Here is a 13,778-nt window from a genome sequence, read left to right as displayed (position 1 = left end):
TGTCATTTTATAAATAACAAACCTCTGTCTTTAAAATAAAAATTGGACTAAAAGTTAATAGTTTAAAGTGATGCTTTGTTGAGTTGATTGGTCGATTTGCTTTTGGCTAACGGCATCATCTTTGCATTTGTAACTTTCAAATAAAGGGAGTTGGTCAGCAAAGTGGGCATCAGGTTTTCCATTTTGATTAATAAAGCCACTTTGTCCAGGAGCTAAAATTGAACACATCGTGACTTGATTTGGATTTAAAACCACTCTGAAGGTTGCACTTCCCGTATTTCCATAAGTGCTGAGCTGTTGTTCATGCGATGGATCAGCCCATGGAATACCTACCGAATTTTTGCTGGAAAAGCCCATGGTTGCGACCGGAATTTTCCAGTCATTCGGGTCGTTAGAGTGATATTGTTTTGAAAGTTCAGTCAGCGCATTTTCTAAAGCCTTTAATACAACCTCATCTGCTGTTTGCCCTTTTAAGAAATCAACATTCTGAGGAACGCTTGCCTGTTTTCCTTGCAGTGCATTCCAGATTAATTTCGATGCACTCGCTGGTTGTGCACTCCGTGGATCATTATTTATCGGATAAAGCGTATCGGTATAACGCTTATAAATATTCTCTGATAGGTTGGGTTTGAGTACCAGTTCAATCATTTGATTGAGCCATACGCGCGTAATGGCTGGTGCCGCACCTTGATAGTATTTTGCTTCGCTGTCTGGACGTAATTTAAGATCCCAATTGGCAAGCAAAGGAGCTACTTTTTTAGCTAATGGTGATGCTTTAGGACTTTGTGCAGCTTTGATCATATAAGGCACAAAATAGCGAGCATTTAAATCAGACCATGCTGCCGTTTTATTAATTTCCCAAATTTCTTGCTGACTCAGTTTGGGTTTACTTTCTAAAGGTTCAAGCAGTTCATTGACCCGATCTACATAAGAAAAGTTTGAGGAATCTGAGCGTAAACCAGCATAGGCTTTGTTATTCCAGCTTGTGATATAGCCTTTTTGTGGGTTGTATTCTTTAGGGTTGTGTGAGAAGTCGTAAAAACCTTGCCACTCCATTGAACCATCTCCTTTAGCTGGAAGCTGAATATGCTGGTTTTCAGGGCGAATAGGTAAGCGGCCTAAAGCAGCAACACCAATATTATTTTTAGTATCGGCATAGAACCAAGTGATAGAAGCCGCTACACGTTTGGCTTGAGCAAGAAACTCATCCCAGTTGGAGGCCTTCGCGGCATTTGCCCATCCTAATAAGCTTTCAATTTCTACGCCTTCCCAGCTACGTTTTTGTGCATACGCCGTATGGTTATTTTCATCCCATGTACTTACAAAACCTTGTTTACTTTTATAAACATCTAAAACATGGTCAGCTTGATTCTTAACTTTAATTTTTACTTGTTTGTGCTCAAATGGAATATAAGTTCCTTTATATAAATATTCTTTTGAATTGCTTGGATTTAGAGTGAGTTGGTAAACATCGTTAGTATCGAGCGAACCTACGGTAGACCCCCATGCTATTTTTCCATTGGTTCCAAATAAAATTGCAGGTAATCCGACTGGTGTAATACCTGTCAAATTATAGCCAGCACCATGTAAACCAATGCTATAGGTGATTGCTGGTGTATACCATCCTTGTTGGGGGCCATTATATAAAACTGCTTGACCTTCAATAGTCTTATCGCCTTTTAAAACCCAAGCATTACTTGCAGTCGGTACGCCATCTACCACACTTTTACCTAAAGCAATGCGAGCTTGGGCTAAATAGGTTTTTGCTGCTTTATTCGAGATGGGGCTAATGTCTTTAATTATTTGCTGTTGGCGTGCTACTAGCTGTGGTTTTTGTGCAGATTGAATAATGGTTGGAGCGCTTGGGTCATCTAGCCAGCGTAATTGTTGATAGACTTTAAGGCCTTCTTCTTGGCCTTTTTCTTTTTGCAGTTGTGTGAGTAAATCTAAATTTGAGACTTCAGAACTTGCCGAAAAGAAGCGATTTAAAATTAAGCCCACCCAAACCATAGCAATATCTTCTGTTTGCCACGTTGAGGGCTTAAAACCATGATCTGTGAACTCTTTAGGCATAAGAGTTGGATCTGCTAAAACTTCTTTAACCCGTTTATTAAAACCTGCAGCATAACCTTCAAACATTGCTCGATCTTCAGGTGAGAGCGCAGCAAGTTGTTGTTTAATATTTTCTGGGTCAAAACGGCTATGTGTAGCAATATCATATTGAAGATAGTCGGGGCCGAGTACCTCAGCAACAGTGCCTTGTCCTGTACGTTTTGACATTTCCATCTGGAATAATCGATCGGTCGCTACCGAATAGCCATAACCGTAGAAAAGTCCGTAGGTATCATTTGCATATACATGGGGCGTACCAAAGTTATCACGCTTAATTGTGATCTGCTTTTGTGTCGGTGTGGGGTCTAAACTTGACGAAGAATTACAACCCGCTAAAAGCACACCTAAAAGTAATGTTCCATATTTAATTAAAGGGCGTGTAGGGTGAGGCCGAGAGTTCAGCATAAGTATGTTCAATTTAGATATCCTTACTTTCATTGTGATGTAGAAGTGAATGATTTAAGAATCAACTTAGATTCACGTCACTGATGAACAAGCCCTGTTCATGAAATTAAAATACTGTTATTTATCCATGTAATTTTCCATCACATTTGAGGTATATATTTATACCTTCTCGAACAAGTTATTTAAATTTCTATTTTGAGTTAATAAAAAAGGCCATGATTGGCCTTTTTAGAAATGAATGAATTTTATAAAAACTAAATTAGCTCACTAAAAAATCCTTTAAAATTTTATTAAAAACTTCTGGCTGCTCTACATTTGAAATATGAGAGGCGTCTATTTCTGCAAGCTTTGATTGGGGAATATGCTGCTGCATAAATTGACCATCTCCAACGGTTGTTACTGGGTCTTGAGTTCCAGCAATCACTAATACTGGAACTTTAATGTCTTTTAATTGCTCACGGACATCCGCTTTAGCCAAAGCCTCGCAACAATTGGCATAACCTATTGCGCTGCCAGCACTTAAGTCGTTACACAGGTTGTGGACAATTGAAGGATGACTTTGGATAAAGGGATCTGTAAACCATCGCGAAGCTGCTGTAGCTGCGATTGGTTGTAAACCTTGCTCACGTACTAATTTTGCACGGTCAAGCCATGCTTGTTCTTGCCCAATTTTAGCGGCAGTATTTGCTACAACCACATGACTAAAACGGTCAGGGTAGTGAATTGCCAGCCATTGACCTGTTAAACCGCCCATAGAAATACCACAAAAAGCAGCTTTGCTAATATTCAGATGGTCGAGTAAATGGACAACATCTTCACCTAATTGCGCGACAGTGTATGGGCCGTCAGGCGTAGATGATGAACCGTGACCACGTGTGTCATAGCAGATCACAAAAAATTGATCTTTTAACTCATTAAACTGTTTTTGCCACATGCCATAGTTGGTGCCCAAAGAGTTGGAAAATACCAGAGCAGGAGAAGAGGGTTCGCCAAAAGTTTGATAGTTAATTTGTGCATCAGCAGATTGAAAAGATGGCATTTATTTCTCCTTAATGTGCTTCAACACGTTCAATAATCAAAGCAATACCTAGCCCCACACCAATACACATTGAACACAAGGCATAACGACCACCTGTTTGCTCAAGCTGGTTTAAGGCTGTGGTGACTAGGCGTGCACCTGATGCACCTAACGGATGACCCAAAGCAATTGCACCGCCATTTGGATTTACCTTGGCAGAATCATCTGGCAGACCTAAATCACGGGTCACTGCCAAAGCCTGTGCAGCAAAAGCTTCATTTAACTCAATCACATCCATCTGATCTAAGGTCAGGTTGGCTTGTTTAAGTAATTTTTTAATGGCTGGTGCTGGAGCAAAACCCATAATGCGGGGTTCTACCCCCACTGCTGTTGAAGCAATGATCTTGGCACGTGGTTTTAGGTTATAAGCCTGAACTGCATCATCAGAAGCAATCAGTAAAGCTGCTGCACCATCATTAATGCCTGAAGCATTACCCGCAGTGACTGTACCATCTGCTTTAACCACAGGTTTAAGCTTGCTTAAGCCTTCGAGGGTTGAAGCACGTGGCTGTTCATCGGTACCGATAATAATTGCATCCCCCTTACGCTGAGGGATTTCAACTGCCACGATTTCTTTAGAAAAAAAGCCTTTGGCTTGCGCGCTTGCGGTGCGTTGTTGGCTCACCAAGGCAAACTGGTCCTGATCTGCACGATTCACGTTGAACTGTTCAGCCACGTTTTCGGCAGTCTGGGGCATGGTGTCAACACCATACAATTCTTTAAGTTTTGGGTTAATGAAACGCCAGCCCATGGTGGTGTCTTCAATCTTCTGACTACGGCCAAAGGCACTGTCTGACTTGCCCATCACATAGGGTGCACGGCTCATGCTCTCTACACCACCAGCAATTACTAGATTTGCTTCACCTGCTTTAATAGCACGGGCAGCAATGGCAATGGCATCGAGTGATGAACCACAGAGACGGTTAATGGTGGTTGCTGGCACCTGATATGGCAAACCCGCAAGCAGTGCTGACATACGGCCAACATTACGGTTATCTTCACCGGCTTGGTTGGCGCAGCCATAGATCACATCATCAACCTGTTCCCAATCCACATTCGGGTTACGCTGCATGAGTGCTTTAATCGGCACAGCGCCAAGGTCATCGGCACGGACAGGTGCAAGGCCACCGGCATAACGGCCGAATGGAGTACGGATGGCATCGATGATATAAGCGTTTTTCATTCTTACATTTCCATTTTGAAATCTGTTGCTGTCATTACCACATCGTTAGACTCTTTTTCCAGCATTTACTGGTACTTCTCGTCTTTACTAAGTTAGAAGTGGCCACGACGGAGTCTTATCGTGTTGAGCCAAATGCCAGTAGCTAATTCTTGTCACTTTTTTAAAAAAGTAACCAAAAACCTTTGTTGAACAGAGGAGGCTTCCTTGCCTCCCTGTTCCACTTAGCGACATCCATGTCGCCTGTCACGATAGTGAATTATGGTGAAAATCCAAATCTTAATAAGCAAGAACCGTATTCAAAGCATTCTATTCAGTGTTTCGCGGTGGCGACATGGATGTCGCCTCGTTGCTAAGCACAACAGGGATGTTGCGTCTGAGTAACAAAGGATTTTTGTTACTTTTTATCCTTAAAAAGTAAGTCATTGCCTATAGAAAAAACTTTTGCTTTAACTCGTAATTTGCGGCTGTGTAAACCCTAAACTTTTGTCGCATCAATCAAAGTTGCACCAGTCAAAGCCTGTAACTCATCAAAGCTGAGACCTTCCACTTTCTCAATCACCTTTAAACCATCTTTGGTCACATCAATCACACAAAGGTCAGTGTAAATACGGTCAACACAGCGTTTACCCGTCACCGGATAGCTCAGCTCAGCTACAATCTTCGGCTCACCTTGCTTGGTCACATGGTCTGTGGTGATAAATACTTTCTTGGCACCTACTGCCAAATCCATCGCACCACCAACAGCAGGAATCGCATCCGGTGCACCCGTGTGCCAGTTCGCCAAGTCACCATTCGCTGCAACCTGAAATGCACCCAGCACTGCAATATCAAGGTGACCACCACGCATCATGGCAAATGAGTCACCGTGATGAAAAAAGCTACCACCTTCTAGCATGGTCACAAACTCTTTACCTGCATTAATCAGTTCGGGGTCTTCTTCACCCGCCACTGGTGGTGGGCCAAAAGCCAATAAACCATTTTCAGAATGAAGGAAAATATCTTTGTCATTAGGTAAATAGCTTGCGATCTTGGTTGGCAAACCAATGCCTAGGTTTACATAGGCCCCATCGGGAATGTCTTGTGCCACACGTTTTGCAATCTGGTCACGGCTGAGTTTCTGGTAGCTCATGTTATTTCTCCTTATTGCTTACTGTGCTTGCGCGACTTGAACAACATGCTGTACAAAGATGCCTGGGGTAATGATGTGCTCTGGATCTAATCCACCTAACTCTACTACCTCAGAGACTTGAACAATGGTGACATCAGCAGCCATAGCCATAATCGGGCCAAAGTTACGCGCAGATTTACGGTAAACCAGATTACCCCAACGGTCGCCCTTGTAAGCTTTAATCAAGGCAAAATCAGCTTTGATCGGATATTCAAGTACGTAGTCTTTACCATCAATCTCGCGTGTTTCTTTGCCTTCAGCCAAAAGTGTTCCAAAGCCTGTTGGGGTAAACACGGCACCTAATCCCATACCCGCTGCCTGAATACGACACGCCAGATTACCTTGTGGTACGACTTCAAGCTCTACTTTTCCGGCACGGTACAGCTCATCAAACACATAAGAGTCTGACTGACGAGGAAAAGAACAGATGACTTTTTTAACTGAACCGGCTTTCAGCAGTTTAGCCAGACCATAATCGCCATTACCGGCATTGTTGCTGACAATGGTCAGGTCCTTAATACCCAGTTCAATTAGTCCATCAATGAGTTCAGCGGGTTGTCCTGCGGTACCAAAACCACCAATCAGGATGGTGGCACCATCTTTAATTTGCGACAGAACCTCGGTAAGTGAGGACTTACTTTTGTCAATCATGTGAAAAACCTTAAAACGTGGGGTAAGGGTGTAGATTATTTATGACTACCGCTAAAAATTTATTCGAAATTCTTAGGGGTAGTCATAAATAAAGCTTCCAAAAAGATGGATTAAAAGCGAACTTTTAATCCATCTGACTTAGATCATTAAGCACTAGCACGACGGCGTTCAACTTCAGTAGAAGGTGCAGCAGCGGCGTCTTTCACAAGTTCAATGTTAAATGTGATGTGTTTGAAAGCGTGATCTAAACCACGACGTTGAATTTCAGCTGGGTCAGTTACATCAACTGCTGTTGCAACTAAACCGTCACGAGTAGCGAAGGCAAAGTCGTCCCATAAGTACTCATCACCCTCAATATTGAATTGAGTTGTAAGCTTACGGAAGTCTGGTGCAGACACGAAGTAATGAACGTGCGATGGACGGTTACCATGGCGACCTAACTTGTTAAGAAGCGCTTGGGTGGTTCCTTCTGGAGGGCAACCATAACCAACAGGCATAGTCGTTAGCGCAACATATTTACCATCAGCATCAGTCAAAATACTACGACGTAAGTTAAAGTCAGATTGAGACTTGTCAAAGAATGAGTAATTACCCAAGCTGTTGGCATGCCATATTTCAACTTTTGCATTTTCAATGATTTTGCCATCGGTATCTGTCACAGTACCTTCAATAATTAAGGTATCAATTTTGCCTGTTTCAGTACCATCATCCATACGTGCAAAACCAACAGTTTCAGGCGCACCAGCTACATAAAGTGGGCCTTCGATGGTACGAGGCGTACCACCAGCAACGCCTGCTTTGGCATCGGCTTCATCAGCACGTAAATCAAGGTAATGCTCAAGACCTAGACCAGCTGCCAACAGTCCAAGTTCATTGGCTTGGCCTGCATCTGTGAAATATTCCAAACCTTTCCACACTTCTGACGGTTGGATATCTAAATCTTCGATGGCTTGAAATAAATCCCCGAGAAGGCGCACTACAATTTGCTGAACACGTGCATCGACTTGGCCTTTAGCTGTGTCGATATTCATTTGTTTTACAAGCGCATCAATTTGTTGACGGTTCATACTAAAACTCCTTAAGTATGCAATACGGTTTTGGGTGGCAGTGTTGCGGGCATTTTTTTTTGCTAGCGAATAATTACTGCCACATTCCTTGTTACCTTCTGAATCAATATATTTAGTTTTTAAATGGACTTCAGAAATCACATTTAAAAATTCTTTTTGATTTACGAATCATCATCACGAACAGAAGAAGGGTGGCGATTAAGTGCCATGACTTCGATGTTCATGTAAGGATAGAGGGGTAATCCCTGTAAAATATTGTGCAATTCCTCATTGCTCTCTACATCAAAAATACTGATGTTTGAGTACTGACCTGTAACTCGCCAGATGTGACGCCATTTACCTTGACGTTGTAAGTCTTGCGAATAGGCTTTTTCAACGGCCTTAATTTCATTTGCTTTGTCGGCTGGCATATCAAGTGGAATATGCACATCCATACGTACATGAAATAACATGGGAAACTCCTTATCCTGTTGCCTTAGCGACGTAACTTCTCAACTTTGTTTTCATCAATTTCAATGCCTAGGCCTGGAGCTGTTGGCAAGTGCAATTCAAAGTTCTCGTAGTGTAAAGGTTCTTTTAAAATTTCTTCGGTCAGTAATAACGGGCCAAATAATTCGGTACCGAATGCTAATGTTTCAAAAGTTGCAAATGCATGAGCAGACGCAATGCTACCTACAGGGCCTTCAAGCATGGTGCCGCCATAAAGGTCGATTCCAGCCAAACCTGCAATTTTGGCAACTTCACATGCTTCAATTAGACCGCCAGATTGCTCAATTTTTACTGCAAATACATCGGCGCCATGATTTTTTGAAATACGGTACGCACTGTCTGGTCCAGTTAAAGCTTCATCAGCCATGATTGCGACATCAAAACGATGGGTTAAACGAGCAAGTGCTTCAGTATTTTGAATAGCACAAGGTTGTTCGATTAAGTCGATTCCGCCATCTTGCAGTTGTTGAATACCTTGAATACATTCCAGCTCTGACCATGCACGATTTACATCAACACGTACACTAATATCTGTGCCAAGTGCTTTTTTAATTGCAATGACATGGTCAACATCGTGCTGTAAAGGGCGTGAGCCAATTTTGAGCTTGAACGTGTTATGACGTTTCAACTCAATCATTTTTCGCGCTTCAGCAATATCTTTTTCTGTGTCGCCAGACGCCAGAGTCCAAAGTACAGGTAAACTATTGCGTAGACGTCCACCTAAAACTTCGCTTAATGGCACGCCTAAACGTTTTGCCTGAATATCAAGTAGGGCAGTCTGAATGGCACATTTCGCAAAACGGTTACCATTAATATTTTTACGAATCAGTTTTAGTGTTTGAGCAACGTTTAAATCTTTAACTGATGTGAGTAATGGTGCAAAGTAAGTATCAATATTGGCTTTGACACTTTCAGGACTTTCTTCACCATAGTTCAGTCCACCAATGGTGGTCGCTTCACCCCAACCGACAATACCATCCGTAGTCGTAATTTTAACGAGCACCAAAGTCTGAGTACGCATTGTGGTTACAGACAACTGGTGAGGACGGATAGTTGGAATATCCACAAGTATGGTTTCTATGGTTCTATACATGAAGTTTCAACTATTTCAAACTTATTTACATACCATAGAAGAATGTAATAGCCTAAAATAGATATAGAACGGTATTTTAAGATACTAAAAAGGTATATTAATGGAATTAAGACATCTACGTTATTTTGTTACCGTTGTTGAAGAGCAAAGCCTGACAAAAGCGGCTGAGAAGCTTTTTATTGCCCAGCCACCTTTAACACGTCAAATCAAAAAACTAGAGGAAGAGTTAGGGATTGATTTGTTTGTGAAAGGTTCACGTCCATTAAAAGCGACAGAAGCAGGCCTGTTTTTTTACCAACATGCGGTACAAATCTTAACGCATACCGCTCAAGCGGCTTCTATGGCTAAAAAAATGAAGCTGGTCGATAACATTGTCAAAGTAGGTTATGTCAGCTCACTGCTTTATGGGCGTCTACCACAAATCATTTATTTATTTAGACAAAAAAATCCTGACATTCATGTCGAACTGATTGAGTGCGGAACACGAGATCAGGTTGAAGCTTTAAAATTAGGGAAAATCGATTTAGGTTTTGGTCGATTACCCATTAGTGATCCAGCCATAAAAAGACTTCTACTCAGAAAAGAAAAATTAAAATTAGCGATTCATAAAAAACATCCTTTAGGTGAATTTCAAGATTCGGGAATTTATTTATCTCAAATTATTAATGAGACGATTTTTTCTTATCCAACTACGCCTAAGCCGAACTTTTCCACCACCATTCAAGCTTTATTTACCAAGTTAGGTTTAATTCCAGCCAAATTCACCGAAGTGCGAGAAATTCATATGGCATTGGGACTCGTGGCGTCCGGAGAAGGGATTTGTATTATTCCAGAAAGTGCCTGTGACATTGGAATGAAGAATTTAACTTACTTAAATATCTTGGACTTAGAAGCTTATAGTCCGATTTCTCTATCTATGCGAAACATGGATCAAAGTTCGTATATTCCTAAAATTTTAGACTGTATTGAAGAGATCTATAGCCAAGAAGAAGTGTCCAGAAACTTAAATTTATAAATTTTTAATACGATTAAAATTGAATTTTCATGTTATTTTAAAACTTTAAAACTATAGGTAATATGTAAAAGGAATTATTGAATGAGAAAAATTTTAGGAATAGCTTCTCTCATTATGTCTACTGGTGTTGTACATGCTGAACAATTAAATGAACAAGAACAAATTTCTCCATACAGTGCAAATGTAACCTTCGCAAGTCAATATATATCACGTGGTTTCCAACAAACTTGGGGCAAGCCTGCATTACAGATTGGTTTAGACTATGCAAATCCCAATGGATTATTTGTGGGTACTTGGGCATCAAATGTGAGTTCAAAGTATCTTCGAGATGCTTCAGTTGAGTGGGACTTTTATGCAGGTTATATAAAAACTTTTGATAAGTTTTCGGCTGGCATGACGGTTTTTTATTACTACTATCCGGGAGCTGAAAGCACATCTGAAACGGGTAGTACCAGTTATGACTATGGCGAAATTGTGCCGCAAATTGGTTATGGACCTTTAACGCTTAAATACTTTATTACTTACACGCCAGATTATGCAGGCTATAACTCAAATACGATGGGTGGTCCAGAAGGTAAACGCTCAAGAGGAACAACATATCTGGATTTAACTTTTACGCAGCCAATAAATGAAACTTGGACTTTTGGTGCCCATTATGGCTATGAAAGAATTAAAAATTTCTCAGAAGCTAATTTTCAGGATGTTAAAGTCGAGCTTATTAAAGATTTAGGCGACGGTTGGAATACAGGATTAGCCTACACCAAAGCTTGGGATAAGGATGGGTACTATAAAAATTATACGAATGGTGAGCCAGATGCACCTATTTCGAATCCGATTGACTCAACATTTACGGTATCAGTGAAAAAGGTTTTCTAATTTCAAAATATAAAAAACACCTGATTACTTTGTCTTGGGATAATCAGGTGCTAAATAATTAAGATGTATAAAAATTATTTTTTGATTAAATCGTAAGCCATTTTAGTATCGTCTAATTGAACGAGAGAGGCATGGCGTGCTGATAATGGATCTTTATTTTCAATTGCTGTCAAAATTGCTTTATGCCTTGGCAATGAATGACCTTGTAAATTGGGGCGTAGACTGGTGACCTGAATAGATTGCTGTAAGGGTAAAACCAGCATTTTTGACATATAGGCCAATAGTTCATTATGTGTTGCTTTGGCAATCGCCAGATGAAATTGAATATCTGGCTCTATAAATTCTTCCACCGTTACAGCTTTTTCCATACCTTCATAGGCATGTTTAATACGTTGAATATCTTCATCGGTGGCTGTGCTTGCTGCAATATAAGCTAACTCTGGTTCAAGAACTCGTCGTACGGTAGAGAGAGTCTTAAAAAACTCATGTTCAGGAGTGGTTTGAATTAGCCAAAAAAGTACATCTGGGTCGAGTAAATGCCATTCATCTTTAGGTCTAACAACGGTACCAATTTTAGGCCTTGAGTAAGTTAAACCCTTGGCATTTAAAACACGTATCGCCTCACGAAAAACAGGTCGGCTGACTTTGTATTCCTCACACAAATCAACTTCACTTGGCAGCTTTTCATTTTCCAAAATTTCTCCAGAAACAATTTTTAGCCCGAGTTGTTGAACAATTAATGCATGTTGGCTTTTGCTAGGAATAGGATTTTTATAGTCAGCTTTACTCATATTTTACTATTACGACACGTTGAATATCCTATGGTATAGATGACCTTGTCTTTTAACAAGGTCATCTTTTTATAGAAATAAATTTAGTGAGAATGGCGTGGAACTTCTGAACCGCGGCAGCCAACCAAGAAATCAAAATCACAACCTTCATCTGCTTGTAAGACATGTTCTACATAGAGTTTGCGGTAGCCACCAATAAAACTTGGAGCAGCAGGAGGTGCTAAACTCTCAAGACGTTGTTGAAGTTCTTCATCACTCACTTCTAGGTGAAGTTTTCCTTCATAGGCATCGAGTTCGATGAAGTCACCATTTTGAACTGCGGCTAAAGGTCCACCAGCCATTGCTTCGGGTGCAACATGTAAAACTACGGTGCCGTATGCTGTACCACTCATACGTGCATCGGAAATACGGACCATATCGGTAATGCCTTTGGCTAAAACTTTTGGAGGTAACCCCATATTTCCAACTTCAGCCATACCTGGATATCCTTTAGGACCAGCATTTTTCATGACAAGAATACATGTTTCATCGACATCAAGGTCTGGATCGTTAATGCGGGCTTTATAGTCATCAAAGTTTTCAAACACGACTGCACGGCCACGGTGTTTCATGAGTTCGGGTGTCGCAGCAGAGGGTTTGAGCACAGCACCTTTGGGCGCTAAATTGCCACGTAAAATACACATACCGCCATCTTGTCGAATTGGATTATCAATTTTTCGAATGACTTCATCGTTATAAATAGGTGACTGCTGGCAATTTTCCCAAATGGCTTGACCATTTACGGTTAACGCTTGTGGATGTGGTAATAAATTCGCTTCGCCCATACGGCGAATTACAGCAGGTAAACCACCACTATAATAAAATTCTTCCATTAAAAAACGGCCAGAAGGCTGTAAGTCAACAATGGTAGGCATGCCACGGCCGACACGGTTCCAGTCATCGAGTTGTAAATCGACCCCAATACGGCCGGCAATTGCTTTTAAGTGAATAACCGCATTGGTAGAACCACCAATTGCAGCATTGACTTTAATGGCATTTTCAAAAGCTTCTTTGGTTAGAATTTTAGATAGACGTAAATCTTCATGCACCATGTCGACAATACGCATACCCGATAGGTGGGCCAACACATAACGGCGTGAGTCTACCGCTGGAATAGCTGCGTTGTGTGGTAAAGACGTACCTAAAGCTTCAGCCATACACGCCATTGTAGAAGCGGTGCCCATGGTATTACATGTACCAGCTGAGCGTGACATGCCAGACTCGGCAGATAAAAATTCATTTAAATCAATTTTGCCCGCTTTTAATTCTTCATGCATTTGCCAAACAATTGTGCCTGCACCAATGTCTTTACCTTTGTGTTTACCGTTAAGCATTGGGCCACCAGTCACTACAATTGCTGGAATATCACAGCTTGCAGCACCCATTAATAATGCAGGTGTCGTTTTGTCACAGCCTGTAAGTAGCACCACGCCGTCAATAGGGTTGCCACGAATGGCTTCTTCAACATCCATGCTGGCCAAGTTACGCGTGAACATAGCGGTTGGACGCAAATTTGATTCACCATTTGAAAACACTGGGAACTCCACAGGGTAACCGCCTGCTTCCAAAATTCCTTTTTTTACATGTTCGGCAATTTTTCGAAAATGTGCATTACAGGGTGTGAGTTCAGACCATGTATTACAAATTCCAATGATTGGTTTACCTTGAAACTCATGATCAGGAATTCCTTGGTTCTTCATCCAGCTACGATACATAAAGCCATTTTTATCAGTTGTACCGAACCAAGCTGCCGAACGAAGAGCTTGTTTGTTTTTCATACAAATTTCCCTATATAGTATTACTATTTAAAT

12 protein-coding genes are annotated in these 13,778 nt (G+C 41.1%); 2 read left to right on the top strand and 10 right to left on the bottom strand.

What is annotated here, in order from left to right; genetic code table 11:
* Positions 1–54: 54 nt before the first annotated feature.
* The 8 genes from MSG66_RS17095 to MSG66_RS17060 all read right to left on the bottom strand — a co-directional run bounded on the left by MSG66_RS17095 (position 55) and on the right by MSG66_RS17060 (position 9,246).
* Positions 55–2,517, bottom strand: coding sequence for a penicillin acylase family protein (locus MSG66_RS17095; protein ID WP_324654724.1), 2,463 nt, complete (start codon positions 2,515–2,517; stop codon positions 55–57).
* A 259-nt stretch (positions 2,518–2,776) separates the two neighbouring features.
* Positions 2,777–3,556 (bottom strand): 3-oxoadipate enol-lactonase, encoded by a 780-nt coding sequence (gene pcaD, locus MSG66_RS17090; RefSeq protein WP_324654723.1) that lies wholly within the window; start codon positions 3,554–3,556, stop codon positions 2,777–2,779.
* A 10-nt stretch (positions 3,557–3,566) separates the two neighbouring features.
* Positions 3,567–4,778 carry a 3-oxoadipyl-CoA thiolase gene (gene pcaF, locus MSG66_RS17085; RefSeq protein WP_324654722.1) on the bottom strand — a complete coding sequence of 404 codons (1,212 nt, stop codon included), beginning with the start codon at positions 4,776–4,778 and terminating at the stop codon, positions 3,567–3,569.
* A gap of 475 nt (positions 4,779–5,253) precedes the next feature.
* The gene (locus MSG66_RS17080) at positions 5,254–5,907 is read right to left on the bottom strand and encodes a 3-oxoacid CoA-transferase subunit B (RefSeq protein WP_324654721.1); all 654 of its coding nucleotides are present in this window, start codon (positions 5,905–5,907) and stop codon (positions 5,254–5,256) included.
* Positions 5,908–5,925: 18 nt separating this feature from the next.
* Complete coding sequence (locus tag MSG66_RS17075) at positions 5,926–6,597, bottom strand: 3-oxoacid CoA-transferase subunit A (protein WP_324654720.1); 672 nt, start codon at positions 6,595–6,597, stop codon at positions 5,926–5,928.
* A 146-nt stretch (positions 6,598–6,743) separates the two neighbouring features.
* Positions 6,744–7,664: a catechol 1,2-dioxygenase gene (gene catA / locus MSG66_RS17070; RefSeq protein ID WP_324654719.1), complete on the bottom strand. Its 921-nt coding sequence runs from the start codon at positions 7,662–7,664 to the stop codon at positions 6,744–6,746.
* Positions 7,665–7,825: 161 nt separating this feature from the next.
* Positions 7,826–8,116 carry a muconolactone Delta-isomerase gene (gene catC / locus MSG66_RS17065; RefSeq protein WP_003651954.1) on the bottom strand — a complete coding sequence of 97 codons (291 nt, stop codon included), beginning with the start codon at positions 8,114–8,116 and terminating at the stop codon, positions 7,826–7,828.
* 23 nt (positions 8,117–8,139) lie between these two features.
* The gene (locus MSG66_RS17060) at positions 8,140–9,246 is read right to left on the bottom strand and encodes a muconate/chloromuconate family cycloisomerase (protein ID WP_324654718.1); all 1,107 of its coding nucleotides are present in this window, start codon (positions 9,244–9,246) and stop codon (positions 8,140–8,142) included.
* 100 nt (positions 9,247–9,346) lie between these two features.
* Between MSG66_RS17060 and MSG66_RS17055 the strand changes: the two genes are divergently transcribed.
* Positions 9,347–10,261, top strand: a complete 915-nt coding sequence (locus tag MSG66_RS17055; RefSeq protein ID WP_202741958.1) for a LysR family transcriptional regulator — start codon at positions 9,347–9,349, stop codon at positions 10,259–10,261.
* Between the two features lie 81 nt (positions 10,262–10,342).
* The gene (locus tag MSG66_RS17050) at positions 10,343–11,137 is read left to right on the top strand and encodes a TorF family putative porin (protein ID WP_324654717.1); all 795 of its coding nucleotides are present in this window, start codon (positions 10,343–10,345) and stop codon (positions 11,135–11,137) included.
* A gap of 74 nt (positions 11,138–11,211) precedes the next feature.
* Here MSG66_RS17050 and MSG66_RS17045 read toward each other — a convergent pair whose 3' ends face one another.
* Positions 11,212–11,928, bottom strand: coding sequence for a FadR/GntR family transcriptional regulator (locus MSG66_RS17045; RefSeq protein ID WP_324654716.1), 717 nt, complete (start codon positions 11,926–11,928; stop codon positions 11,212–11,214).
* An 83-nt stretch (positions 11,929–12,011) separates the two neighbouring features.
* A complete protein-coding gene (locus MSG66_RS17040) occupies positions 12,012–13,745 on the bottom strand; it encodes an IlvD/Edd family dehydratase (RefSeq protein ID WP_324654715.1) in 1,734 nt (577 codons plus the stop codon).
* Between the last annotated feature and the right edge of the window lie 33 nt (positions 13,746–13,778).

This window comes from Acinetobacter sp. IK31 (genome assembly GCF_035615195.1).
Taxonomy (GTDB): Bacteria; Pseudomonadota; Gammaproteobacteria; order Pseudomonadales; family Moraxellaceae; genus Acinetobacter; species Acinetobacter calcoaceticus_C.
The sequence above is the reverse complement of the archived record's forward strand: the minus strand, read 5'-3'. Positions and strand labels throughout refer to the sequence as shown.

What these genes read in the sequence shown, in the direction of transcription:
- MSG66_RS17055 (WP_202741958.1), top strand. Translation starts at nt 9,347, where the DNA reads ATGGAATTAAGACATCTACGTTATTTTGTTACCGTTGTTGAAGAGCAA.
- MSG66_RS17080 (WP_324654721.1), bottom strand. Translation starts at nt 5,907, where the DNA reads ATGAGCTACCAGAAACTCAGCCGTGACCAGATTGCAAAACGTGTGGCA.
- MSG66_RS17045 (WP_324654716.1), bottom strand. Translation starts at nt 11,928, where the DNA reads ATGAGTAAAGCTGACTATAAAAATCCTATTCCTAGCAAAAGCCAACAT.
- catA (WP_324654719.1), bottom strand. Translation starts at nt 7,664, where the DNA reads ATGAACCGTCAACAAATTGATGCGCTTGTAAAACAAATGAATATCGAC.
- pcaD (WP_324654723.1), bottom strand. Translation starts at nt 3,556, where the DNA reads ATGCCATCTTTTCAATCTGCTGATGCACAAATTAACTATCAAACTTTT.
- MSG66_RS17075 (WP_324654720.1), bottom strand. Translation starts at nt 6,597, where the DNA reads ATGATTGACAAAAGTAAGTCCTCACTTACCGAGGTTCTGTCGCAAATT.
- catC (WP_003651954.1), bottom strand. Translation starts at nt 8,116, where the DNA reads ATGTTATTTCATGTACGTATGGATGTGCATATTCCACTTGATATGCCA.
- MSG66_RS17060 (WP_324654718.1), bottom strand. Translation starts at nt 9,246, where the DNA reads ATGTATAGAACCATAGAAACCATACTTGTGGATATTCCAACTATCCGT.
- MSG66_RS17095 (WP_324654724.1), bottom strand. Translation starts at nt 2,517, where the DNA reads ATGCTGAACTCTCGGCCTCACCCTACACGCCCTTTAATTAAATATGGA.
- MSG66_RS17040 (WP_324654715.1), bottom strand. Translation starts at nt 13,745, where the DNA reads ATGAAAAACAAACAAGCTCTTCGTTCGGCAGCTTGGTTCGGTACAACT.
- MSG66_RS17050 (WP_324654717.1), top strand. Translation starts at nt 10,343, where the DNA reads ATGAGAAAAATTTTAGGAATAGCTTCTCTCATTATGTCTACTGGTGTT.
- pcaF (WP_324654722.1), bottom strand. Translation starts at nt 4,778, where the DNA reads ATGAAAAACGCTTATATCATCGATGCCATCCGTACTCCATTCGGCCGT.